Here is a 21594-nt window from a genome sequence, read left to right as displayed (position 1 = left end):
GTCCGCCGTGCTGGTAGTCCACGGGGTGCCCACGGCGTCGGGCGGGCTGGCGCTGTGGGCCGAGGATTCGGAGCTGCCGCCCCGGCTGCCCGGTCGCCGCGGCAGGCGTCCGGTCGCGCACCCCTTCGCGTCACCGGGTGAAGCGCTGGCGGAGCGGTTCGGCACGCAGGGCGCCGAGGTCTCCCGGATGACCTTGCTCCTGCCGTCCTACGCCTCGGCGCCCGAGGCGTCCCCGGAGCTGGTCCGCGACCCGCTCGCGGCGGGTCCGGCGCCGCGCGGACGGTTGCGGCTGCTGCCGTGGACGGTTCCGGTGCTGGTCGTCGGCTCGACGCTGCCGGAGCTGGAGGGCTGCCGGACCGGGGCCTCGCTGCACTACCTCACCAGGCTGGCCGACCTCGCCGGCGAGCTGGTCGCGCACGGCCAGGTGCTGCCGTCGCTGGTCCAGGACCCGGACGGACCGGCCGCGCGGTGGCGTCCCGCCCGGTCGGGCACCTACTCGGCCCGCTTCGCCGCGCTGCGCGACGCGATGCCGCCGGTCTGCCGCAGCGAGCAGGTCGCACCGTCGGAGGGCCGGGCTCCGGCGGAGGTGCTGGCCACCACGCTGGACGCGCTGGTCGACGCCATCGCGCGCGAACGACTCGGCGGTGTCGAGCTCGATGGCGGTGGTGGCGCGGTGTCGGCGTGGTTGGGCGCTCTGACCGGCGAGGCCCGGTTCGAGGCCGACCACGCCGAGCTCGGGGAGCTGGCCGATCACCTGGCGGGCTGGCACGCGGGCGGCCCGCACGAGAGCCCGGTGCGCACGTGCTTCCGGCTGCGGTCGCCGGACCAGGGCACGCCCGCCGACGACGACTGGCGGCTCGAGTTCCTGCTCCAGGCCACCGAAGACCCGAGCGTTCTGGTCAGCGCCGAGGAGGTGTGGCGCGACCACGGAAGCGTGCTGCGGCGCTGGGTCTCCGAGCCCGAGGAGCTGCTGCTCGCCGACCTCGGCCGGGCCAGCAGGCTCTACCCCGGCCTCGACGAGGCGCTGCGCGAGGCGCATCCGGCCGGAATCCGCCTCGACGTGGACGGCGCCTACGACTTCCTCACCCACTCGGCGCTGCTGGACCAGGCCGGCTACGGCGTGCTGCTGCCGTCGTGGTGGGGACGCACGCACGAGCTGGGCCTCAAGCTCACCGCCGGCGGTCGCGGCACCAGCGGCGTCGTCGCGAAGGAGGACGGGTTCGGCCTGGACGCGCTGGTCGACTACCGCTGGGACCTCGCGCTCGGCGGCGAACGGCTCACCGAGGCCGAGCTCAGCGACCTCGCGGCGGCGAAGGTCCCGCTGGTGCGGGTCCGCGGGCAGTGGGTGCAGGTCGACCAGAAGCGGCTGGCGGCGGGGCTGGCTTTCCTCAAGCGCGCCGGTTCGGGGCAGATGACGGCCGGGGACGTGCTGGCCCAGGCCGCCCTGCACCCCGACGACACCGCGCACCCGATGCCGGTGACCGGGGTGAGCGCCGACGGCTGGCTCGGCGACCTGCTGTCCGGCCAGGTCGAACGCCACCTGGAGCCGATCGACCCGGGTCCTGCGTTCACCGCGACCCTGCGCCCCTACCAGCGGCGCGGCCTGGCCTGGCTGGCGTTCCTGGACCGGCTCGGCCTCGGCGCGTGCCTGGCCGACGACATGGGGCTGGGCAAGACGGTGCAGCTGCTGGCGCTGGAGTCGCTGGCGCGGCGCGGGCCGACGCTGCTGATCTGCCCGATGTCGCTGGTGGGCAACTGGCAGCGCGAGGCCGCCAGGTTCGCTCCCGGGCTGTCGGTGCACGTCCACCACGGCGCCGACCGGCTCACCGGGGCCGATCTCGTGGAGACCGCCGCCGAGCACGACCTCGTCATCACCACCTACGCCCTGGCCACCCGGGATGCCGAGACCCTCGGTGAGGTCGGCTGGGACCGGGTGGTGCTCGACGAGGCGCAGAACATCAAGAACAGCGCCTCGCGCCAGTCCCGGGTGATCCGCGCGCTGCCCGCCCGGCACCGGGTGGCGCTGACCGGTACGCCGGTGGAGAACCGGCTGGCCGAGCTGTGGTCGATCATGGACTTCGCCAACCCCGGCGTGCTCGGGTCGGTGCACACCTTCCGCGCCCGCTTCGCGGTGCCGGTCGAACGCGACGGCGACACCGACGCCGCCGAGCGGCTGCGCCGCGTCACCGGACCGTTCGTGCTGCGCAGGCTCAAGACCGACCCGGCGATCATCGGCGACCTGCCCGAGAAGTTCGAGATGCGCCAACTGTGCAACCTGACCGCCGAACAGGCGTCGCTCTACCAGGCGGTGGTCGACGACATGCTGCGCCGCATCGACGAGAGCGACGGCATGGAGCGCCGCGGACTGGTGCTGGCCACGATGTCCAAGCTCAAGCAGGTCTGCAACCACCCGGCGCAGTTCCTCGGCGACGGTTCGCCGCTGGCCGGGCGGTCCGGGAAGCTCGCGCGGCTGGAGGAGATCCTCGAGGAGGTGCTCGCCGACGGCGACAAGGCGCTGTGCTTCACCCAGTTCGCCGGGTTCGGCGGGATGCTGGTGCCGCACCTGTCGGCCCGCTTCGACACCGAGGTGCTCTACCTGCACGGCGGCACGCCCAAGAAGCAGCGCGACGCGATGGTGGAGCGCTTCCAGTCCGCCGACGGGCCCGCCGTCTTCATGCTGTCGCTCAAGGCGGGCGGCACCGGGCTGACGCTGACCGGCGCCAACCACGTCATCCACCTGGACCGGTGGTGGAACCCGGCGGTCGAGGACCAGGCGACCGACCGCGCGTTCCGGATCGGGCAGCGGCGCGACGTGCAGGTCCGCAAGCTGACCTGCATCGGCACCCTGGAGGAGAAGATCGACCGGATGCTGGAGGACAAGAAGGCCTTGGCCCAGCTCGTCGTCGGCGCCGGGGAGCACTGGCTGACCGAGCTGTCCACCGGGCGGCTGCGCGAGCTGCTGACCCTGTCCGGGGAGGCCGTCGGTGAGTGACTGGCGAGAGTACGGGCCGCCGATCCGCGTCGAGGGCGGGTTGCAGGCGCGCAGCAGGCGCGGCCGCATCGCCCAGACCTGGTGGTCGCAGCGGTTCATCGAGGTGCTGGAGTCCTTCGGCATGGGCGGGCGGCTGCAACGCGGCAAGCGCTACGCCCGCGCCGGGCAGGTGCTGAACCTGTCGGTGTCGACCAGCCTGGTCATCGGACTGGTGCAGGGGTCGCGGGAGACGCCCTACCGGGTGCGCATCGGGATGAAGGCGTTCAGCCCCGCCGAGTGGGCACGCATCGAGGAGGCGCTGGCCGGGCAGGCGCTGTTCGCCGCCAAGCTGCTGGCCGGCGAGATGCCCGCCGGCATCGAGGCCGAGTTCGAACGACTCGGGCTGCGGCTTTTCCCCGACACCATGCGCGAGATGACCATGGACTGCTCCTGCCCGGACTGGGAGATCCCGTGCAAGCACCTGGCCGCCGCCTGCTACCTGCTGGCCGAGTCCTTCGACGAGGACCCGTTCCAGATCCTGGCGTGGCGCGGCCGGGGCCGGGAGGAACTGCTCGACCGGCTCCGGTCGCTGCGAGGCACCGTCGCGGGCGCCGCGCCCGCCGAGCCGCAGGCCCCGCCGCTGGCGGAGTCGCTGGACTCCTTCTGGACCATGCCGCCGGTCTCGACGACCCCGGCGCGGGAGAGCCCGCGCCCGGACGCGCTGCTCGACCAGCTCGGGCCGCTGGCGGTCGAGGGCGTCGACGTCGTGGAACACCTGCGCGAGGCGTACCGGGCGATGGCGTCCGGGCCCGACCAGGAGGCCTAGAGGCCGCGGCCGAGCAGGGTCCTGGACCTGCTGACCGCGGCAGGCCTGCTCGTGCCAGGCGAAGGGTTCGAGCTGCTCGTCCAGCGGCGCCCCGGTCAGGCGGTTGGCCAGCGTCGACATCGTGTAGGCGCCGATGCCCAGCACCACCTCCAGGGCGTTCTGCGCGGTGTAGCCCTGCGCCAGGAAGGCCCGCAGCGAGTCCTCGGGCACTTCTCCCGAGGTCGCGATGACTTCGAGGGTGAAGACGCGGATCGCGTCGAGCCTGCCGTCGCTGAGCGGTCGCTGCTCGCGCAGCGCCGCGACGAGCTCGGCGCCGGCACCGAGCGCGGTCAGCTTGGCGGTGTGCATGGCGACGCAGACGTGGCAGCCGTTGCGGGTCGCGATGGTGAGGACCAGGACCTCGCGGGCGAGCGGGTCCAGGGTCGTCGCCTCGAACATCGCGCTGGTCTTGAGGAAGCCGTCGAGCAGGTGCGGTGAAGCGGCGAGGCGCGCGACGGGAGCGGGCAGGTAGCCCAGCCGCTCGGTGGTCGCCGCCATGGCCCGGCGGGAGGCGGGCGGGGCGGACTCGGGCGTGTGGTCACGAACAGGGACTCGATCACGGCACTCCTCACCGGCGAACGCGCATCAGGGCGCGCATGGAAGTAAACGAGGTTGTCGAGATTGGCAATGGCTGATCCGCACGAAGACGGTCCGGGGTTCGCGCTCCCGCTGCTGCTGTTCGCGGGTTTCCGCACGCTCGTCGACGACCTGCACGCCGAGTTGGCCCGGCAGGGCCATCCGGACGTCCGGCCCGCCCACGGCTTCGCCCTGCAGGCCATCGGCCGCGACGGTGCTACGGCGAGCGAGCTGGGACGGCGGCTGGGCATCTCGAAGCAGGCCGCGGGCAAGACGGTGGAGCGGTTGGAGCGGCTGGGCTACGCCGAGCGCGTCGACGACCCGGCCGACGCCCGGCGCAAGCAGATCCGGCTCACCGCGCGGGGCACCGACGCCCTCGCGCGGTCGGCGGCGATCTTCGAAAAGTTGCGTGCGCGGTGGGCGGAGGAGCTGGGTGCGCAGCGACTGCGCGACGTGGAGGCCGCGCTGCGCACGATGGCGCCTGCCGACTCCTTCCGCCTTGACGCCGCGGGCTGGTTCGACGCCTGAGCCGGCCCCTACCGGCCGACCGGGCCGTCACGGTCTTGCGTGGCAAGGCCCGAGAACAGGCACCAGAAGGCCACACCCGCACGGAATCCGGACGATAACGGCAACCGACGCTCACAAACCGCCAGGTCTGTCACAACATGGTCACCCTCGCCGCGTGCGGCGTGCTGGTCGTGGCCGCGCCGGGTCCGGTGCAGGCATCGTGGAGGCAGCAGGCGGAAGGGAGCGCACATGACCGAGCGGGTCGTCATCACCGGTGCGTCGTCCGGGCTCGGACAGGCCGCGGCCGAAGAGGTCGCCGCGACCGGGCGCCACGTCGTCCTGGCCTGCCGCGACGCCGACCGGGGTGCGGCGGCGGCCGACGAGATCCGCGCGCGGGTGCCCGACGCGAGCCTGGAGGTCCTCGAACTCGACCTCGCCGACCTGGCGTCGGTGCGCGCGGCGGCCAAGGCGCTGCTGGCCGGTCCGCCGCTGGGGGCACTGGTGTGCAACGCGGGTGTGCAGGTCGTCGGCGGGATCCGGCGTTCCCGCGACGGCCACGAGCTGACCTTCGCCACCAACCACCTCGGGCACTTCCTGCTGACGCGGCTGCTGCTCGACCACCTCGCCGAGGCCGGGCGGATCGTGCTGGTCTCCAGCGGCACGCACTACGGCCCGCGCAGGTCCATGGGATTTCCCGCTCCGCACTGGGAAAACCCCAGCGCGCTCGCCGACCCGGAGCTGTCGGTCCTGGACGACTCGCCGCGCTCGGGCCGCATCCGCTACGCGACGTCCAAGCTGGCCAACATCTACACCACCTACGAGCTGAACCGGCGCCGCAACGGCCGGCGGATCACCGTCAACGCCTTCGATCCCGGCCTGATGCCGCAGACCGGGCTCGCCCGCGACTACCCCGACCGCTTCCGGCGCCTCTACGGCCGGATCGCGCCGGTGCTGGTCCGCGCGGTGCCGGGCGTCCGGTCGGTGGCGCGGTCGGCGGCGGATCTGTCCTGGCTGGTCACCGCAGGCGAACCGGGCGTGGTGAGCGGCCTGTACTTCGTCGGCCGCAGACCGCGCAAGACCTCCGACGAGTCCTACGACCGCGTCCGGGCACTCGAACTGTGGGAATTCTCCGAGCGGCTGGTCTCCGAGTAGGCGGCAGGTCCCGCCGCCGATCACGGGCGCTCTGGTCTCCGCGCACCCGAACGGCTATGCATGTGCGCAGAGATCGAAAGGCAGGACCACCATGGACCGCAAGACGCTCGCGCTCGGGCTCGCACTGGCGCTGGTCGCCGTCATCGCCGTCGGCACCACCTGGTTCGCGCTCTCCAGGCCGTCGGCGACCCCGGCGCCGCCGGCTCCGAACCGCCTCGAGCAGGTCGCCCAGCGCGGTGAGCTGCGGGTGTGCAGCACCGGCGACTACCGGCCCTTCACGTACCGAGACGCCTCTGGTGCCTGGAGCGGCATCGACATCGACATGGCGCACGACCTCGCGGCCCGCCTCGGGGTGCGCGCGACCATCGTGCCCACCACGTGGAAGACGCTGATGCGCGACTTCCGGCAGCGGTGCGACATCGCCGTGGGCGGCGTCTCGATCACGCTGGAACGCGCGAAGCAGGCGGCCTTCAGCCGCGCCTACGTCGTCGACGGCAAGACCCCGATCACGCGCTGCGAGAACGCCGAGCGCTTCGGGACGCTGGAGCAGATCGACCAGCCGGGGGTCCGCGCGATCGTCAACCCCGGTGGGACCAACGAGCAGTTCGCCCGCCAGAACCTCAAGCGCGCCACCATCGTCGAGCACCCCGACAACAACACGATCTTCGAGCAGGTGATCGCGGGGCACGCGGATCTGATGATGACCGACGCCGCCGAGACGAAGTGGCAGGCCAAGCAGCACCCCGAGCTTTGCGCGGTCCACCCCGACCAGCCGTTCACGTTCTCGGAGAAGGCCTACCTGCTGCCGCTCGGCGACGTGGTCTTCCAGCAGTGGGTCGACCAGTGGCTCAACCTCGCCCTGCACGACGGCACCTACGCCCGCATCGCCCGCCCCTGGATCGGCTGAACCGGACCGCGCGCCGGCGGACGCCGAAAGCGACACGCACTGTGATGTGGGTCCTCACGGTATGCCGCCGGACCGGATCGCGTGGCACCCTCGCAGCACAACCATCCGAGCAAGCCCAGGGACCCGTGCGGCGGGCCTTGAGGAGAAGGACGGTCAACGATGACTGCTGCCCACGATCGGTCGGAGAACCAGCCGGGACGCCCCGGCGGCGAGACCACCGCCCCCTACGGCTCGGCACCGCGCCGCAGGCGGGTCCGGACCCGGCACCTGCTGGAGCTCAAGCAGCGCGGCGAAGCGTGGCCGATGCTCACCTCCTACGACATGTACACCGCGCGGATCTTCGACGAGGCGGGCATTCCCGTCCTGCTCGTCGGCGACTCCGCGGCCAACAACGTCTACGGCTACGACACGACGGTGCCCGTCACCGTCGAAGAGCTGATCCCGCTGGTCAGGGCGGTCACGCGCGGCGCCCGCAGCGCCTTGGTGGTCGCCGACCTGCCGTTCGGCTCCTACGAGGCGTCTCCGGAGCAGGCGCTGGCGACCGCTGTGCGGTTCATGAAGGAAGGCGGCGCGCACGCGGTCAAGCTCGAGGGCGGACGCCCGTTCGCCAGGCACGTCGAGGCGCTGGTCAACGCCGGCATCCCGGTGATGGGCCACATCGGCTTCACGCCGCAGAGCGAACACACCCTCGGCGGCTACCGGGTGCAGGGGCGCGGCGAGCAGGCCGAGGAGCTCGCCGCCGACGCCCGCGCGCTCCAGGACGCCGGTGCGTTCGCGGTGGTGCTGGAGATGGTGTCGAGCGATTCCGCCAAGCGGGTCACCGCCGAGCTGACCATTCCGACCGTCGGCATCGGCGCCGGGCCGGAGTGCGACGCGCAGGTGCTGGTGTGGACCGACATGGCGGGGATGAACACCGGGCGGACCGCCAGGTTCGTCAAGCGCTACGCGGACCTGGGAGGCACGCTGGCCCGGGCCGCGCAGGAGTTCGCCGACGAGGTGCGCGGGGGCGCCTTCCCCGCCCCGGAGCACAGCTTCGAGTGATCCGGGTGCGTGCCGCTCCGCGCCAGGGGCGGCACGCTCCCCCGGTCAGGGCGCGGTGCCCTCGCCGAAGGCGCTGCCGCCCAGGGCTTCGCGACCGTGCTCGGTGTGCCAGCCCGAGAGGTCCGGACCGGCCGGGACCAGCCCGTTCGGGTTGATGCCCGGATGCGTGCGGTAGTAGTGCCGCTTGATGTGGTCGAAGTCCACGGTGTCGCCGAAACCCGGGGTCTGGAACAGGTCGCGGGCGTATGCCCACAGCACCGGCAGCTCGGTCAGCTTGTGCCGGTTGCACTTGAAGTGGCCGTGGTACACCGCGTCGAAGCGGACCAGCGTGGTGAACAGCCGGATGTCGGCCTCGGTGATCGAGTCGCCGACGAGGTAGCGGCGCTCGCGCAGCCGCTCGGACAGCGCGTCGAGGCGGGCGAACAACGCGTCGAACGCCTCCTCGTAGGCCTCCTGCGACCGCGCGAAACCGCAGCGGTACACACCCTGGTTGACGTCGCGGAACACCCCGGCGTTGACCTCGTCGATCTCGGCGCGCAGGCGCTCGGGGTACAGCTCCGGGGCGCCCGCGCGGTGGTGGCGCCGCCACTGGGTCGACAGGTCGAGCGTGAGCTGCGGGTAGTCGTTGGTCGCCACCTTGCCGGTCGTGGTGTCGATCACCGCGGGCACCGTGAAGCGTCCGTCGAAATCCGGGTCGGTGGCCAGGTACGCCTCGGACAGGAACTCCAGGCCGGTCACCGGGTCGCGGCCCCGCGGGTCGAGGGTGAACCGCCAGCCGCGCTCGTCGCGGATCGGGTCGACGACGCCGAGCGAGATCACGTCCTCCAGCCCCAGCAGCCTGCGCACGATCACCGACCGGTGCGCCCACGGGCAGGCCAGGCTGACGACCAGGCGGTACCTGCCCGGCTCGACGGGGTAGGCCGACGAGCCGTCGGCGGTGATGCGCTCGGTGAACCGGTTCGCCTGGCGCACCCACTCCCCCCTGGCGGTCACCGCATCCTTGGTGGAGGTCATACCGCCAGGCTAGGCCGTGATTCTTCCGGGCCGCTACGACAGCCGGAAAGACTCGGATCCTGTCTTTGATTCTGTGAAGCGGCCAGAGGACGCCTGAGGTTCCGCCACCCACGTCGCAACGCAAGGTGAGTTCGAAGCCAGGCACTCAGTCCGGGTGGGTGGCTCGGCGGGCCAGCACGTCGGCGTGGCATGCCTTGGGCGCGCACCAGCACCCGAGCGCCCGACCGGTCAGCTCGCCCTCCCGGATCCGGCGCAGCAGACCCGGCTGCTCGTCGAGCCACTTCTCGTAGTGGCGCACCATGGCCTCGCGGTCGGTCTTGGCCTCCTTCACGAATGGGCTGGCGAAGTCCGACGCGGGCCACGAGTGCCGCGGACCGGAATGCCCGACGTAGGTCAGCAGCCCCTCCGACAGCAGCCACGGCACCAGGTGCTTGTGCGGGCCGGTCTTGCGGACGTTGACCACGGTCGCCCGGCCGTCGAGGACGGCCGCCCCGCGCTCCCGCTCGTCGTCGCTCCACCGGTCGGCTTCCTCCGGGAGCTGCTCGGCCACGAACACCACCTCCGGCTCCCATGCTGCCCGCGGGCCCGGGCGGCCACAAACCGCCGTCAGATGTCGGTGATGCGCAGACCGGCGTGGGCCCTGTAGCGGCGGTTGACGGCGATGATGTTCGCGGTGAGCGCCTCGACCTGGTGGGCGTTGCGCAGCCGTCCGCCGTAGACGCCGCGAACGCCGGGGATGACGTCGGCGAGCGCGCGGACCACGTCGGTGGCCTCCCGGTCGTCGCCGAGGACCAGGACGTCGAGGTCCACGTGCGGCACGTCGAGGTCGGCCAGCTTGACCGCCGAGACGTGGTGGAACGCCGCGGTGACCCGCGAGTCCGGCAGCAACTGCTCGGCCTGCTGCGCCGCGCTGCCCTCCGGCACATCCAGCGCGTAGGGCCCCTGCTTGTCGAACCCGAGCGGGTTCACGCAGTCGATCACGATCTTGCCCGCCAGCTCCCCGCGCAACGCGGTCAGCGTCTCGGCATGGCCGTCCCAGGGCAGGGCCAGCAGCACGATGTCGGACACCGCCGCCGCGCCGGCGTTGTCCTGACCGGTCACGTCACCACCGGCGATCCCGGCGATCTCGGCCGCCGCCTGCTGAGCGCGCTCGACGCTGCGCGAGCCGATCACGACCTTCAGGCCCGCGTTGGCCCACCGGATCGCCAGTCCCTTGCCCTGCGCCCCGGTGCCCCCGAGCACCCCGACCGTCATCTCGCGCACGTCAGCCACCGCGGGCCCCTTTCCGATCTACGTCGATGCTCTGGTTCCCAACGATCGGCGCGCGCCGGGGAATCCGCTACCGCACCACGATGTGGATCAGATCACTTCGAACGCGACGTCGCGCCGGTCCGCGTCGGCCGCCGTCAGCCGCACCCGTACCTGCTGACCCTCACCGAAGCCGTCGCCCACGCAACGGGCGATGACCGGCGGATCGGCGACGAAAACCTCGCCCTCGACGCCGTTGGCCGCGCGCAGCACGGTCGCCGGGAACTCCTCCCCGACCCGGTCCGCCAGCGCCCAGGCCTGCGCCTGCGCGATGCAGGCCCGCTCGACCTGACCGGCTACCCGGTCGGAACCGCCCATCACCGACGGCAGGTGCGCCAACGCCTCGCGCACCCACTCGGGCACTTCCCGGTCGCTGCTCACCGCCAGGCACACCTCAGCGCTGTAGCGGTCGACCAGCCGCCGCAGCGGGGCCGTGACGTGGGCGTAGGAGGCACCGATCCCCGCGTGGCCGGACTTCGCCGGGGCGCCGTCCCCGAAGGCGGTGTAGCCCGCGCCGCGCAGCAGCCGGGTCGCCGCGACATGCACCGCGAGCGCTTCCGGCCGGATCGGGTCGAGCCCGGCCAGCGCCGCGGCGGGCGGCTTGCCCTCGGGCCACTCCACACCGAGCCGCGCGGCCGAACGCCGCAGCCCCGCCACCGTCTCCGGCTCCGGATCGGGCACCGTGCGCAGCACACCGACACCCGCCGAGATCATCATCTCCGCCGCGCACATGCCGGTGAGCAGCGAAATCTCGGCGTTCCACTCTTCGACGACCAGCCTGGGCCGCAGCACCAGCCGCCAGCCGCCCGCCCCGTCGGACTCCACCTGCTGCTCCGGCAGCCCCAGCTCGATCGCCCCGCGCAGCACCGCTTGCTCCCGCCGTAACCGGCCGACCTCGGGTAGCAACTCGATCGACGGGTGCGCGGTGCCCTGGGCCAGCGTGCGCTGGACGCCGTCGTAGTCGAGCCGGGCGACCGAGCGCACCAGCGCGCGGCGGACGTCGACCCGCGCCGGAACGCCCTCGCGGTCGAGGTCGATCGTCCACAGCACGGCGGGCCGCACCTGGTCCGGCAGCAGGCTCGCCGCACCCTCCGAGAGCAGCGTCGGATGCAGCGGGACGTTGCCGTCGGGCAGGTACAGCGTCTGACCGCGCTTGCGGACCTCGGCGTCCAGCGCCCCACCAGGCGGGACGAAAGCCGCGACGTCGGCGATCGCGTAATGGACCCGGTACCCGCGCGCACGACGCCGCACGAGCACCGCCTGGTCCAGGTCCTTGGCCCCGGGCGGATCCACCGTGACCAGCGGCAGCCCGGTCGCGTCGGCGCGGACCCCGTCGAGGACCGGTTGCGCCACGGTCCGCTCGACCTCGCTCAGCGCGGCCGTCGGGAACTCGACGGGCAGGCCCAGCTCAGCGCGGATGGTGCCGAAGTCGAACTCCCCCGCCCGCGGCCGGGGGACCCGGCCGCGCGGCCGATCGGCGGCGGCAACACCGGTGCCACCCTGTGGTACCTGCGCCGCCGCCACCGGAACTCAGTCCCCCTCGTTCCAGCGCTGATCGGCCTCGTCGGCCGCCTTGGTGCGCTCTTGAGCTATCTCAAGCGCCCGGGACGCGGTCTCCCGGTCCGGATAAGGACCCAAGCGGTCGGCCGCGCGGCATCCCGCCGCCGGCTCGACCTGCTGATGCTTCAGGCAGAAGTACCAACCTCCACGGGCCATGCACCGAGCCTCGCATGCCGCAACGCGCATGTCACGCACCTGAGTCGGTGCAACCCCACCTCACCCGGGAGGAGCAGCGCCGTCACCAAGCAGGTGGGGCGGGCCTCGGCGCGGGCTGGTGACCGCCCGGCTGCTGCCTCGGAATGGGGTCCAGGCAGGACACCAGCACCTGGTGGGTCTCCGGGTCCTCGATCCGGCGGCCGTCGCGCATCCGGTACTCCAGCTCGCCGGAGTCGTCCACCTCGACCGTGCAGCCGACCTCGGCGAGCTGGTCGTCGTCGAGGTCGACCAACCGCTCGTAGCGGGAGGGCACGACCCGGTAGACCGGCCACTGCAGGTGCCCGAAGGCCTGGTGGAACTCGGCCAGCAGGTGGCGCATCTGCTGCTGCCACGGCAGCGGCATCGCCTCGGCCAGGGAACGCGGCAGCGTCACGTAACCGCTGTCGACGCCGTGGTGCGCTCTGGAGAGGTAGTCCCCGAGCGGGGTGCTCGACGCGGGCGGACCGCTCGGCCGCGGAATGGGATCTGGCGTGAACATGGACGTCTGGCCACCTTTCGAAAAGGCCCGTTCCCCTGGTCCGGCGCGCAGGCTCAGGCGCTGCCGGCGAATTCTCACCCGCCGGCGCCCGGTCCGGGTAGCCCCGCGGCGTCGCCCGGCGTGGCCGGGGACTGCTCGCCCGGTGCCGGCGTGTCCGGGCCGCTGGGATCGCCGGCAGGGGGCGCGTCGGAGCCCGGTTCACCGGCACCCGATGCGTCGGAGCCGGGCTCGTCCGTGCCCGGCGCGTTGGGCACCTGGGCGTTGAGGACCGGCGGCGCGTCGCCGCTCGGCTGCTCCGGCACGTCTGCGACCGGCGCCGTCGGCGTGGACGGCTGCGGCGCGGGCTGGTCGGGGGCCGGGCGGACCACCATCGGCAGCAGCTCGCCTCCGTCCCACATCTTGGTGCGCTCGACGTTCTCGCCGGGCTGCGGGGCGTGCAGGATCTCGTTGTCGCCCAGGTACAGCGCCACGTGGTGCACGCTGTCGGGATCCCGCCCGTAACCCCAGAACACCAGGTCACCGGGCTGCGCCTGGGACAGCGGCACCTTCTGCCCGCCCTCGTGGTACTGGGCCTGCGAGTGCTTGGGGATGGTGACCCCCGCGGCCTTCCACGCCATCTGCGTCAGACCCGAGCAGTCGAACGCCGACGGGCCCGCCGCGCCCCACACGTAGGGCTTGCCGATCTGGTCGTCGGCGAAGCTGATGGCCTGCCCCGCCAGCACGCCCGCCGACGGCATGTTCTCGCAGCCGCTGAACCCCTCGACCTGGCCCTCCACGCTCACCAGGTGCGCGGCCATCGGCTCCCACCGGTGGTAGCGCAGCGGGTACGCCGAGCGCTCGACCCGCTGGGCCGCGGTGCCGGGGCGCATCTCCTCCCAGTCCGGGACCGCCAGCAGCACGTCGTAGAACTTGTTGATCGAGTAGTCGATGTCGGTGACCTGCGAGACGCTGCCCCAGCCCATCGAGGGCCGCATCTGGAAGATGCCCAGCGAGTCGCGGTCGCCGTAGTTGACGTTGGTCAGGTTGGACTCGGTCTTGCCCGCCTGGATCGCGATCTGCCACGCGCGCGGCGGCAGGTTGCGCTGCTTGCCGATCTCGATGATCCGCTTGACGATGTCGACCGAGTGGTCGTTCAGCGTGCCGGCGTCCTGCTCACCGCGTCCGGCGCCGTCACCCCACGGCCCCAGGTCGGCGGCGCAGTCCGACCAGCCCTGCCCGCGGCCACCGCTGCCCGCCAGCAGCGCCGTCAGCGCACCCATTCCGACCAGACCTGCGAAACCCGCGAGCAGGACGATCGCCACCACGAGTTTGCGCATGTCAGTCCACCTTGCTGTATTGGGAGACGCGCCATCCCGCCGGAGTCTTGATCACGGTCACGCTCAGATCGCCCGCGTTGGTCGGCAGCCGCACGTCCATCGACGTCCGGCGCGACTCGACAGCGACGGGCGGGCCGGTGACGGCCGTCGACGGCACGTTGGCCGGCTCGACGGACTCCATCACGGGCAGGAACTCGTCGGTGGTGTACTGGCGCAGCCCGTCCAGCCACTGCTGCTTGGCGGTCCCGGGCGGGTGGTTGACCCACGCCCGTCCCCACGCGTCGACCACGGCCAGGCCGGCCGGGTCGGGCGCGGTCGGCGGCGGCGCGGCCTGCGGCACCGAGAACGTCGGCGGCGCGGGCCTGCGCGTGGACGGCGGTAACGGCCGCTCGCTCTGCGCGAGCGGCCTGCCGTCGGCGCCCTCGTAGCGGTTCGGCGGCGGCTCGGGCAGCAGGAACCCGATCAGGACGACCAGCGCCCCCAGCACGACCAGCGCGGTGACGAGGTGCCTGGGCGAGCGCAACGGCCAGCCCCACAGCCTGCGGTACACCGCGGCGCGGCCGCGGTGCGTGCGAATCGGCATCGGCTGCTCCCCTCCTCAGATCCCCTGACCGGACTCAGCCGCCATCGGCCACCTCCAGCCCCCGCGACGGCCGGTAGACGACGTAGACGGGCCGCCCGGCCACCACTTCCATCTCCGCGCGCCGCGGAGCGGGCTGTTCGGCGGGGCCGGGCAGCGCGGCGTTGTCGGTGCGGGACGGGATCAGCACCGGATCTTCCTCATGTCCGTCCCACTTGGCGTCGGCCACCGGGTTGGTGTCGACGACCCGGCTCTGGCCGGCGCCTTCCGGGAGCGCGTAGCTGGCGCGGTAGCCGCCGGGACGGCGGGCTTCGGCGCGCGTCGCGGTCGCCGCGGGCAACGCCCGCGCACCGGGCGCGGCGTCGGCGTCGCCGGGCGGCGCGTCGCGGTCGAGGCGGTGCGCCGTGGCGACGACCGCCGACGGCAGCAGCGCCTCCGGGCGACGCCGGCGCTGCTCGCCGCCGCCGGACTCGTCGTCGGCTCCGCCGCCGCTGCGGATCGTCTCCCAGAAGTCGCCGCCGGACTCGCCGCCGTCCTTGCCGCTCCCGCCGCGACCGCGGAACCGGGAGAAGACGCTGCCCGACATGCGCGGCATCGAGCCGCCGACGCCGCCCACCGACAGCTCGACCATCTGGCCCATCCGCCGGATCGGCTTGCCCACCATCAGGAAGACCAGCGTCACCAGGCTGGCGAGCAGGATCTGCGTCAGCGCCGAGAAACCGCGGGTGGGGTTGAAGACCCAGGTGAGGATCAGGGTGTGCAGCCCGGCCATCGCCGAGATCATCACCACGTTGAGCAGCGCCGCACCCGCGACCCGCCCGACGGCGCGCAGTATCTGGTGGTAGAGCAAGGCCACCAGGCCGATCAGCGGCCCGGCCAGGATCACCACCCGCAGCAGCACCTGCGCGAGCAGGATCGCCGCCTTCGCCAGCAACTGGAACGACGCGAACGCGAATCCCTGCACCATGGCGAGCATCCCGGCACCGGTCCGGCTGCCGTCGATGCCCTGGAAGTAGCCGTAGGCGCTGCCCATCTTGCCCGCGACGTCCTCGAACGCCTGCTTCTTGCCCTCCGGCGAACCGGCGTCCGCGCCGGCGTGGGCTTCCTGCTTCGTCCACGCCTGTGCGGCGAGCAGTTCACGCCCGAGTTGCTGGGCCTGCGGCGCGTCCGGCGACCCGAACTCGCCGCGCAGCCAGTTGTTGTAGACCACCTGGTCGTGCAGGAGGGTCGGCAGCGCGTGCCGCTGGTCCACGCCGACCTCGGTCAGGAACCCGGCCTGCACCGACGACGTCCCCGCGATCACGACCTCGTCGAGGGCGTGGGTGTAGACCAGCGGGGTCAGGTAGGTGGCCGAGGCGAACCACAACCCGGCCAGCGCCCACATGCTCTTCTTGCCGATCGTGGCGAGGTCGCCCTGCCAGATGTAGCGGAAGAGCACTATCGCCAGCAGCAGCGCGACGAGACCGAACCACGGCGTGAACACGCTGTCGTACAGCGCGACCGTCCCGGTGGTGATCACCTCGTCGAGCGGGTCGAGGAAGGTCGGGTTGATCAGCGCGTAGTGCAGGCCGTTCGTGGCCCCGACCATGTTCTTGCCGATGTTGAACAGCTCGTTGCCGAGCCAGGTGTCGACGATCGCGTTGGGGTTGGTCACACCCTGTGGGCCGCAGCCGAGGTCGTAGGTGTGCCAGATCTGCCCTGCGTAGCCGAACTCGTAGTAGACGCTGCCGGGAACGCCGACCGCGCCCATCGGTGCGGGGTCGATGGCGCCGACCATGCCGGAGCCGGGGCGTTCCGGGTTCGGCGCTTCCTTGCAGTCGAAGCCCTGCGCGGTGGCGGGGGCGCCGATCAGGGCCTGGATGCCGACGAGGGCGACGACCACCGCCAGCGCGCCGCGCCTGCGCGGCACCGGCCGGGCCTCACCCGGCGCACGGCTCGATCGTCGCCGCGCCCGGAGGAGCACGGCGGCGATCACCACCCCGGTCACGATCAGCACTGCGGTCACCGGACGTCGTCTCCACCTCGTTCGCCCGGGTTGTGGCCGGGGCGCTCACCGCGTCGCTCGTTGCCGATGCCGACGGTTTCCAGCTCGAACTCGTCGAAGGCGTCGATGTCCTCCGGGTACTCGTCGTCGCCGACGGGTGCCAGGCCCGCCGTCGACGCGTCGGAGTTGGCGACGTTGTCCGAGCCCTTCAGCGCCCGGCGCTCGCCTTCGTCGTCGCCCGCCGGCGTGGTGTCCAGCGCGTCGCGCAGGTGCGCCAGGTGCGGGCCGCTGAAGTCGATGCGGATCTTCTCCACGCCGCCCGCGCCGTCGCCGAAGATGAACTGGCGCGGCGCCCGGTCGCGTTCGGTGCTGTTGCGGGCCGGTCCTGGACGGCGGCCGAGTGCCGCCACGACCTGCTCGTAGCCCGCGCCGACCGGCACCTTCAGCAGCCGCAGGGCGTCGGCCTGGGCCTGCTCGTCGTCGAGGCGCCCGATGAACACCGAGTCCAGCAGCGACACGAAGCCCTGGATGCGCAGGAAGTCGGCGGGGATCTGGCTGGAGAGCAGGACCCGGACGTTCCACTTCCGGGAGTCTCGGGCGAAGCGGTTCATCAGCACGCGACCGGTCGGGACCTCGGAGAGGAAGAACGCCTCGTCGATCCAGACGCCCTTGCGCTCGTTCTTGGGCCGCTCGTAGATGGAACGCTGGGTCAGCCACGCCGCGAGGTTGAGCATCTCGACGCCGAGCGCTTCGGCGTCGGTCCAGTGCTCGCGGCCGACGCCGTCCTTGGGCAGCGTCAGCCCGGCCATGGTCAGCACGGTGAGCCGGTCCTCACGCCGCTCCGAGTAGGGGTCGGCGTCGGCTTCCGGGATGAGCAGCGACATCCGCTCGCGGATCTCGTCGAGGAAGTCGGCGACGACGACGGCGTGCTCGTGGTGCTCGCTGGCGTCGCGCCGCAGCGCCTCGAAGACCATGCCCGGGTGGGCGTCGGGCCTGCCGCCGACCGCGCGGACCGCGCGCAGCAGCACGATCCGGGTCTGCGGCAGCCGGGCGACCTCGTAGGGCAGCAGACCGGTGAGCACGTCGAGCACGAGCCTGCGGCGGGTCGCGGCGGCCAGCGCGCGTTCGCGGCGCCAGCTGCGTTCCGGGTCGTCCTCGTCGACGAAGTGCTCCAGCTCGGGCTCGGCGACCACGCGGTACGGGTTGAGGATGCCGGGCTGGGCGTTGAGCAGGTTGATCGGGCGCGCGTACGGCCTCAGCTCGGGCAGCTCGCACAGCTCGGCCAGCGGACCGGACGGGTCGAGCAGCGTCCAGTGCGCGCCCGAACGCAGCGTCTTGTAGACGATTCCGCCGCCGAGGAAGGACTTGCCGCCACCGAGGCCGGCGACCATGGCGGTCAGACCGGAGGCGTCGCGGACTTCCTGCGCCATCCACGGGTCCCACGCCACCGGGCGCCGGGTCGCGGTGCAGGTCTCGCCGAGCAGGATGCCGCGCCGGTCGCCGACCTCGGCCGTGGCCTGCGGCACCGCGGCCGCGGCCCACACCACCGAACCGCGGCGCAGGTAGGCGGCGTTGGCCAGCGGCTCGCCGGGGATGAACTCGCGGGCCATCGCGTACTGCGCCTCGGGGTGCTCGATGGCCACCTTCGGCTTGTACAGGTCGAGGATCTGCTGGGCCAGGCGCAGCGCGTCGCGCTCGGTCGGGCCCGACACCGCCAGCCGCCACCACGAGCGGACCCGGGTGGCCAGCGCGGTGAAGCCGGAGGTCATCTCGTCGTCGATCTCCAGCACCCGGCCCGCCTGGCGGGCCAGCGAGGTCGGCGGTTCGAGGCCGTGCTCCTCGGTGTAGTGCCGGACCTGTGAGCGCACCTTGTTCATCTGGCGCTGGAGCTCGCCGCCGACGTCCTCGGGGCGCCGCACGTAGATCCGCGCCGACCACTCCACCGGAGCGGGCAGCCGGTCGGAGTGCTGCATCCAGGGGTCGTCGATCTCCGGGATCTGCAGCCCGTGGGTCTGGCCGACCGTCAGCACCGCCACGTGCCGGGTGACACCGGCGTTGGAACCGGTGCGCCCGCGCACCGTCACGGTCGGCGAGTAGGGCTCCTGGTGCATGTCCGAGGCGTCGGTGAACGACGCGAGGTCCTCGGGTTCCCACGCCGCGCCCGGCACGGCGGGCAGGTTGCGCGGGGCGGGGAGTCCCAGCGAGCACGAGCGGTGCATCAGCCAGGAGATCTCCTCCGCGGTCACCGGACGTCCGTCCAGGCCCGCCGAGCCGATCACCTGGTCGAGGTGGTCGATCTCGCTGTCCAGCGCGACGAGCTCGGCGTCGACGGCTTCCGGGAACACGCGGCGCAGCAGCGGCGCGGCGCGCTCGACCGCCCGGTCGACGACGTTGCGGGTCTGCACCTGGACGCCGAGGTAGACCTCCTTCTCCGCCATGGAGCGGCCCATCAGCTGCTGCTGCTCGCCGACCATGTAGTCGTCGAAGCTCAGCGAGCCCGGGGTGTCCGGCAGCGGGTGGCGGGCGTTGTGGACGTGGGCCTCGGCCCACATCCGGATCGGGTACGGCCGGTTGGTGACCCGCAGGTGCAGCCAGCGGCCCTGCAGTTCGGCGTACTGGCCCGCGATCGCGGCGATCAGGTCCTGGCGCTGGGAGTCCGAGCGGAACGACCAGCGCTGCGCCGACAACCGGTACCAGGCGAACACGTCCTGGCCGGTGCGCAGCAGGTGGCCGTCGATGGAGCGCGCGGCGATCGACGGCGTGTAGGTCGGGATCGACGTCTCGTCGCCGAGCCTGCGCTTGCCCTTGGCCCCGCCGCTGGGCTTGCGGGCGGGCCGCACGGACCCGTTCGAACCGACGGCGCGAGGTGGTACCTGATGCGAGCCGCCCTCACGGCCTCGCCGTCGACCGAACACCGCGAACCTCCTTGCTACGCGTCCGCCTGCTGGGCGCCGAGCTCCGGACCGCCGGCTGCCTGGAGCGGTTGACCTGCTGCTTGTTCGTCCGGCCCGCCGCCTTCCTGGGCTGCTTGGGCCGTGGGCGCTGCGCCTTCACCCGGATCCGTGCCGCACTGGCCGCTCCTCCTTGCGTCACCGTCTTCTCCCTGGGGGCGGTGAGTTCCCGCAACCACATCACCATTACCGCACCGAGCGGTCGTTCGTGGGTGATGCGCGAGCAGATGATGCGGGTTATGACGATCGTGATGACCACGCCCCACGCGGTGGAGAAGAAGCTGAAGCCGATGTTCATCCGCCGCTCGACCGCGAGCACGAGCAGGAAGACCACGATGCCGACGCCCCACGCCACGTACCTCGCGCGCCAGGGGAAGGTCGCCTTCGGGGGACCGAGCCAGACCGCGTCGACCCGGTAGACCTCGTCGTCGGTGCGAATCCGCACTGCCGATCACCCGCTGGTGCTGAACAGGCTGGCGATGAACGTGCCGATGTCCACGCCCGATCCGGTGACGGCCAGGCCGATGATCGCCAGCGCGACGATGATGCCGCCGACGCGGCGCATGACGCCGGCGTTGTCACCCTTGCCGCCACCGAGCCACAGCAACAGGAGCGCAACGGCGAGCAGCAGCAACGGCAGCAGGTTGCGCAGGATCCAGTCGCGCAGGTTCCAGGTCCCGATCTCTCCCTGCGCCAGTGTGTGCAGTTGCGCCATTGTTTCCAGCGCCGTGGTGGTCATCTCGTTGCCCCTGCGTTCGCGGAGTGTCGTCGGATCGGTACCTCAGCACGCCGGGTGGGGCCCGGCACGCAGGTACGAGTAGAACATGACATGGTCACCAGCAGTAGTGGTCGCGCGTTCGGGTGTGGCGCGGGGACCGGCCGTGATCACGCGGCGGATAGGCCGTTCGGGCGTGCCGCTTTTGGCCCAGTACCGCGAGAAGAACGGTCACCACCGCTGTTCTCGACTGGAATAACGTGATCGTTCACCCGCTCGCGAGCCCTCTCGTAACGCACCGTGCACAGAACGGTGGGCCAGTGGAATAGCGCACATCGGTCATGATGCACTCGACCGGATCACGCCGACGTGAAGTCGCCGGATTCGGTTGACGGCAAAGGTGATCTTGGCGTCGCACCAAGAGTAGCGGCTGCCCGGTGGCGCGTTCCGCGCCGGGGCGGCCACCGACGGTGATCGCCGCTTCCGGCCTGACCAGCGCGGTTGCCCGGCCACTATGGACGATCCACACCGCGCGTAGGTGCCAGGTGCCGGGACGGCGGCGGAAGTTCCGGACGCGGGCGGGCGACGACTCGGCGCTTCGGGGCGGGGCGTGTACCGCGGCGCTTCCGCCGGAAGCGTTCGACACGCCGACATGTACGCGATTCGGGCGTATGCGGGCGTCCTCGCGGCCTCTTGAACGGGATCCGCGAGACGCGCGCCGCGCCCGGTCCGAGCAGCGCATCCGTCCCGCCGCGAGAAACACCGAACCGCTGCGGGGGTTTCCGGGCACCCTCCGGCGGGAGAAAGCACCGCACCCGCGCGAGCGGCCAACCGCAACCGCCGTGCGTGGCACATCCAGCCGTGCCCAACTGAGACGTGGCACGTCCAGACGTGCCAACTGGCAAGCGCGGCTGCCTTGTACGGGAGTGGCCAGCCGCCGATCACCGTGCGCGACACCGGACCGTCGGCCCTGCCGGTGAGCACTGCCGCAACAAGGCAGCGCGAGAGTGGAAGGCGCGGACGAGTCGGCCTGTAAGCCGGATCCTGTTCGTGGGGGCCTTGCGGCGCTCCCAGTCGGCGGCCATCCATCTCGGCCTGCCGTCGCCGGCAGGCTCCAGCGGCCTACCCGCAGGCATCGGGCGGGCAACCCTCGAACGCCTGCGCAGACACCTGGCGGTGTCCTCTTGGCCTTGCTCCGGGTGGGGTTTACCGAGCCGCCCCGGTCACCCGGGGCGCTGGTGGTCTCTTACACCACCGTTTCACCCTTGCTCGGCCGGAGTGCCTGGGCACTCCGCCGGGCGGTCTGCTTTCTGTGGCACTTTCCCGCGGGTCACCCCGGGTTGCCGTTAGCAACCACCCTGCCCTGTGGAGTCCGGACTTTCCTCGACGGGGACGCACCCCGACGCGGCCGCCCGGCCGACTCATCCGCGCCGTCCAGTCTACCCGCGGCGGC

At 72.3% G+C, this 21594-nt stretch carries 17 protein-coding genes, 1 other RNA gene and 2 pseudogenes; 6 read left to right on the top strand and 14 right to left on the bottom strand.

Going from position 1 to position 21594, the window contains the following annotated elements; translation table 11 throughout:
- The first annotated feature begins 7 nt into the window (after positions 1–7).
- The gene (locus SACE_RS07905) at positions 8–2992 is read left to right on the top strand and encodes a DEAD/DEAH box helicase (protein ID WP_009950160.1); all 2985 of its coding nucleotides are present in this window, start codon (positions 8–10) and stop codon (positions 2990–2992) included.
- Positions 2985–3797 (top strand): SWIM zinc finger family protein, encoded by an 813-nt coding sequence (locus tag SACE_RS07900; protein WP_009950162.1) that lies wholly within the window; start codon positions 2985–2987, stop codon positions 3795–3797. The genes SACE_RS07905 and SACE_RS07900 overlap by 8 nt, the downstream gene beginning before the upstream one ends.
- A gap of 51 nt (positions 3798–3848) precedes the next feature.
- Here SACE_RS07900 and SACE_RS36185 read toward each other — a convergent pair.
- Positions 3849–4334: pseudogene (locus tag SACE_RS36185) on the bottom strand (carboxymuconolactone decarboxylase family protein); the annotation flags it as partial.
- A 129-nt stretch (positions 4335–4463) separates the two neighbouring features.
- Between SACE_RS36185 and SACE_RS07890 the strand changes: the two are divergent.
- The 4 genes from SACE_RS07890 (at position 4464) to panB (ending at position 8019) form a co-directional block, all read left to right on the top strand.
- On the top strand, positions 4464–4940 hold the full coding sequence (locus SACE_RS07890; protein WP_009950165.1) for a MarR family winged helix-turn-helix transcriptional regulator: 477 nt from the start codon (positions 4464–4466) through the stop codon (positions 4938–4940).
- A 228-nt stretch (positions 4941–5168) separates the two neighbouring features.
- Positions 5169–6071, top strand: a complete 903-nt coding sequence (locus SACE_RS07885; protein ID WP_009950166.1) for an SDR family NAD(P)-dependent oxidoreductase — start codon at positions 5169–5171, stop codon at positions 6069–6071.
- 91 nt (positions 6072–6162) lie between these two features.
- Positions 6163–6978 (top strand): transporter substrate-binding domain-containing protein, encoded by an 816-nt coding sequence (locus SACE_RS07880; RefSeq protein ID WP_009950169.1) that lies wholly within the window; start codon positions 6163–6165, stop codon positions 6976–6978.
- 159 nt (positions 6979–7137) lie between these two features.
- The gene (gene panB, locus SACE_RS07875) at positions 7138–8019 is read left to right on the top strand and encodes a 3-methyl-2-oxobutanoate hydroxymethyltransferase (protein ID WP_009950170.1); all 882 of its coding nucleotides are present in this window, start codon (positions 7138–7140) and stop codon (positions 8017–8019) included.
- A 45-nt stretch (positions 8020–8064) separates the two neighbouring features.
- Here panB and SACE_RS07870 read toward each other — a convergent pair whose 3' ends face one another.
- From SACE_RS07870 to rnpB, 13 genes and pseudogenes are all read right to left on the bottom strand, one after another.
- Entirely contained in the window at positions 8065–9033 is a 969-nt protein-coding gene (locus SACE_RS07870) for a glutathione S-transferase family protein (protein WP_009950171.1), read from the bottom strand.
- 145 nt (positions 9034–9178) lie between these two features.
- Positions 9179–9583 carry a DUF4326 domain-containing protein gene (locus tag SACE_RS07865; protein ID WP_011873407.1) on the bottom strand — a complete coding sequence of 135 codons (405 nt, stop codon included), beginning with the start codon at positions 9581–9583 and terminating at the stop codon, positions 9179–9181.
- Between the two features lie 56 nt (positions 9584–9639).
- On the bottom strand, positions 9640–10305 hold the full coding sequence (gene npdG / locus SACE_RS07860) for an NADPH-dependent F420 reductase (RefSeq protein WP_009950173.1): 666 nt from the start codon (positions 10303–10305) through the stop codon (positions 9640–9642).
- A gap of 87 nt (positions 10306–10392) precedes the next feature.
- Positions 10393–11865 carry an RNB domain-containing ribonuclease gene (locus SACE_RS07855; RefSeq protein WP_009950174.1) on the bottom strand — a complete coding sequence of 491 codons (1473 nt, stop codon included), beginning with the start codon at positions 11863–11865 and terminating at the stop codon, positions 10393–10395.
- Positions 11866–11871: 6 nt separating this feature from the next.
- Positions 11872–12057 carry a hypothetical protein gene (locus tag SACE_RS07850; protein ID WP_031334487.1) on the bottom strand — a complete coding sequence of 62 codons (186 nt, stop codon included), beginning with the start codon at positions 12055–12057 and terminating at the stop codon, positions 11872–11874.
- A gap of 82 nt (positions 12058–12139) precedes the next feature.
- Positions 12140–12595, bottom strand: coding sequence for a hypothetical protein (locus SACE_RS07845; RefSeq protein ID WP_009950177.1), 456 nt, complete (start codon positions 12593–12595; stop codon positions 12140–12142).
- A 356-nt stretch (positions 12596–12951) separates the two neighbouring features.
- Positions 12952–13911, bottom strand: a pseudogene (locus SACE_RS07840) (C40 family peptidase); the annotation flags it as partial.
- A gap of 1 nt (position 13912) precedes the next feature.
- Positions 13913–14494, bottom strand: a complete 582-nt coding sequence (locus SACE_RS07835) for a hypothetical protein (RefSeq protein ID WP_009950180.1) — start codon at positions 14492–14494, stop codon at positions 13913–13915.
- Positions 14495–14528: 34 nt separating this feature from the next.
- Positions 14529–16496 carry a hypothetical protein gene (locus SACE_RS07830; protein WP_044547196.1) on the bottom strand — a complete coding sequence of 656 codons (1968 nt, stop codon included), beginning with the start codon at positions 16494–16496 and terminating at the stop codon, positions 14529–14531.
- Positions 16493–19315, bottom strand: a complete 2823-nt coding sequence (locus SACE_RS07825) for an ATP-binding protein (RefSeq protein ID WP_009948135.1) — start codon at positions 19313–19315, stop codon at positions 16493–16495. The genes SACE_RS07830 and SACE_RS07825 overlap by 4 nt, the downstream gene beginning before the upstream one ends.
- 49 nt (positions 19316–19364) lie before the next feature.
- Positions 19365–19871 (bottom strand): hypothetical protein, encoded by a 507-nt coding sequence (locus SACE_RS07820; RefSeq protein ID WP_009948136.1) that lies wholly within the window; start codon positions 19869–19871, stop codon positions 19365–19367.
- Positions 19872–19877: 6 nt separating this feature from the next.
- Positions 19878–20165, bottom strand: a complete 288-nt coding sequence (locus SACE_RS07815; RefSeq protein ID WP_011873405.1) for a hypothetical protein — start codon at positions 20163–20165, stop codon at positions 19878–19880.
- Between the two features lie 993 nt (positions 20166–21158).
- An RNA gene (rnpB, locus tag SACE_RS35905) (RNase P RNA component class A) lies at positions 21159–21565 on the bottom strand.
- Between the last annotated feature and the right edge of the window lie 29 nt (positions 21566–21594).

The sequence above is a fragment of the Saccharopolyspora erythraea NRRL 2338 genome (assembly GCF_000062885.1).
GTDB classification, from domain to species: domain Bacteria; phylum Actinomycetota; class Actinomycetes; order Mycobacteriales; family Pseudonocardiaceae; genus Saccharopolyspora_D; species Saccharopolyspora_D erythraea.
This window is presented reverse-complemented; position numbering and strand designations above follow the sequence as displayed.